We start from the raw sequence: 2157 nt of genomic DNA, 5'->3' as shown, positions 1-2157 counted from the left end.
ATCGGCGAACTGGAGTCTCCCGCCGGGGCGGAGCACACGCTGGATCTCCGAGAAAATGCGTCGTTTATCGGCGCACAGATTAATCACACCGTTGTTGATCACCACATCGGCCCACCCGTTCTCGACGGGAAGATCTTCGATCAGCCCTTCCCGGAACTCCACGTTTTCCAGACCGAGTTCTCCCGAAGCCCTTCGTGCCTTGACGAGCATCTCCTGCGTCATATCCACGCCGATAACATGCCCCTTGGGACCAACCTGCGAAGCCGCCACGAAACAGTCGAATCCTCCCCCCGATCCAAGATCGATCACCCGCTCTCCTTCCGACAGGGATCGCAGGGAAAACGGGTTCGCCACGCCGGCGAACGACTCCACCGCCGAGTCCGGCAGAGATGCGGTCAGGTTCTCGTCGTAGCCCAGCCTGGCTGCGAGGGCGCGCCCGGTGTGGAAATGAAAACTGCCGTGAGGATTTACCGCCACCTCCCGGTACTTCTCCTTCACCTGCTCGCGCAAGGTTGCGGCATCAACCATAATTTCTGGGGCCATGATCCCCTCCCATCCGCTCCACCTCCATGGAGGCGAACCATCTGTTGTTGAGAGCCGGACAAGACAGAGGCAGCGGGCAGCGTCCCTTCCGGCCCCGTCATTCGAAGATCAAACCCGCGACAGGTAAGATTCAGCAAACATCGCGAATGATTCCTTGACGATAAAAATCCTTCTTCCCCCCTACAGGGAATGGTGGCGAATTCAAGGAGGAAGATCCCCCGGGGCGGCGGGCTCGGGGGGATCTTTACATCCCGATCAGGAACTGCCGAACCATAGACGGTCCAACAAACAGAAGAAGCCCCAGGCCGATGAGTGCGACGCCGATCATTTGGCCGATCCGATGCCCTTGTCGATGGGTTTTCTCGGTGAAAATCGCAAGGGTGAGCAGACCCATCCAGGCCAGGTTCATCAAGCCCACTGCGAACAGGACGGACATCAAGGCCCAGCAACACGCCACGCAGAATGCCCCGTGGTGGAATCCCGGCCGCAGGCCGTCTACGGGACTCCTTCCCACGGGATGCTGGATGAAATAGCTCAAGGGGCTGCGACAGTGGGACAGACAGCGGTATTTCAAGGGGGACACCTGGTAGAGACCCGCAATGACGAGGACGGCGGCGCCGATCCCCCGGGCGGTCTCCGGGCTGCGGGACATCAACGCCTGCAGGCCCAGCCAGACGGGATAGGTCACCCCTCCGGTCAGCACCCGGATCCCGAGGTAGCCGAAGAGAAAGGCGGTAGTCCGGAGAAGATGGGTGCCGGGATGACGGAAACGCGCCTCCGCCTCCCCTTGCGTCGCAGGCGGATCGAGGTAGTATAATTTCCCTATCGGCACTCTGCGGAATCCGACAACCTCCCCATCCAACCCCGGCCAGGAGAAAGGAGATCCGATGCCGCTCTACATCCTGCTCAGTTCGCTCACCGACGAGGGAAGGAAAACCGTGAAGTCCAAGCCGGAGCGCATCAAGGAGGTGAACAAGGAGATCGAGGGGATGGGGGCGAAGGTGCTCGGCCAGTATGCCGTGTTGGGCCTCTACGATTTCGTCAACGTCGTCGAGGCCCCGAGCAACGACACGATGGTCAAGATCTCGGTGACGCTGGGGTCGCGGGGGACGATCCAGATCATGACCCTCCCCGCGATGACGATCGACCAATTCATCAAGACGCTGAAGTGATCGCCCCGCACTCGTTCCCAAATCCCGGATCCGACGGCCGGCGGGCACCGATCCGCCGGCCGCATCCTTTTCCTTCCCCCGTGATCCGGTGACCCCCGGAGAGAGCGAAGTGCCTCGCGATCCGCGGGAAAACCCGGGCCATATCCCGGGGGGTCGAGAAAAGAAACGAAGAAGCGGTTCCCGGCTGCTTCTTGCCGCTGCGCTGGCCGGAGGGGTCATCGCGGCGTTTATCGCCGGGGCACGCATCTCGGATTTCCTCTGCGACGTCCTGGGCGTCACCTCGACGCCTGTTCGGCTGGGCTTGAAGGTGGCAAGCATCGCCCTTGCGCTTCCCGCCGGGTTCTACGTAGTCGAGCGGTTTTTCCTGCATCGTGCGAAACACGGCGGCGCGCACGAGTCGGGCTCACCCGAACAGAAACCGGAATAGCGATCCCGCCGCCGG

The 2157-nt window shown here is 61.7% G+C and carries 4 protein-coding genes; 2 read left to right on the top strand and 2 right to left on the bottom strand.

Features of this window, described 5'->3' with window-relative positions; genetic code table 11:
• Together VJ307_08960 and VJ307_08955 are read right to left on the bottom strand one after the other, a co-directional pair.
• On the bottom strand, nt 1-543 hold a 543-nt coding region (locus VJ307_08960; protein HJX74273.1), incomplete at its 3' end, for a methyltransferase domain-containing protein.
• 244 nt (nt 544-787) lie between these two features.
• Nucleotides 788-1375 (bottom strand): DUF2182 domain-containing protein, encoded by a 588-nt coding sequence (locus tag VJ307_08955; protein ID HJX74272.1) that lies wholly within the window; start codon nt 1373-1375, stop codon nt 788-790.
• 55 nt (nt 1376-1430) lie between these two features.
• On the opposite strand from VJ307_08955, the gene VJ307_08950 reads away from it, so the two are divergent.
• Nucleotides 1431-1715, top strand: coding sequence for a GYD domain-containing protein (locus VJ307_08950; GenBank protein HJX74271.1), 285 nt, complete (start codon nt 1431-1433; stop codon nt 1713-1715).
• A 109-nt stretch (nt 1716-1824) separates the two neighbouring features.
• On the top strand, nt 1825-2142 hold the full coding sequence (locus tag VJ307_08945; GenBank protein ID HJX74270.1) for a hypothetical protein: 318 nt from the start codon (nt 1825-1827) through the stop codon (nt 2140-2142).
• Nucleotides 2143-2157: the final 15 nt, after the last annotated feature.

This window comes from Candidatus Deferrimicrobiaceae bacterium (assembly GCA_035256765.1).
In the GTDB taxonomy this organism is placed as follows: domain Bacteria; phylum Desulfobacterota; class Deferrimicrobia; order Deferrimicrobiales; family Deferrimicrobiaceae; genus CSP1-8.
This window is presented reverse-complemented; position numbering and strand designations above follow the sequence as displayed.

What these genes read in the sequence shown, in the direction of transcription:
- VJ307_08950 (HJX74271.1), top strand. Translation starts at nt 1,431, where the DNA reads ATGCCGCTCTACATCCTGCTCAGTTCGCTCACCGACGAGGGAAGGAAA.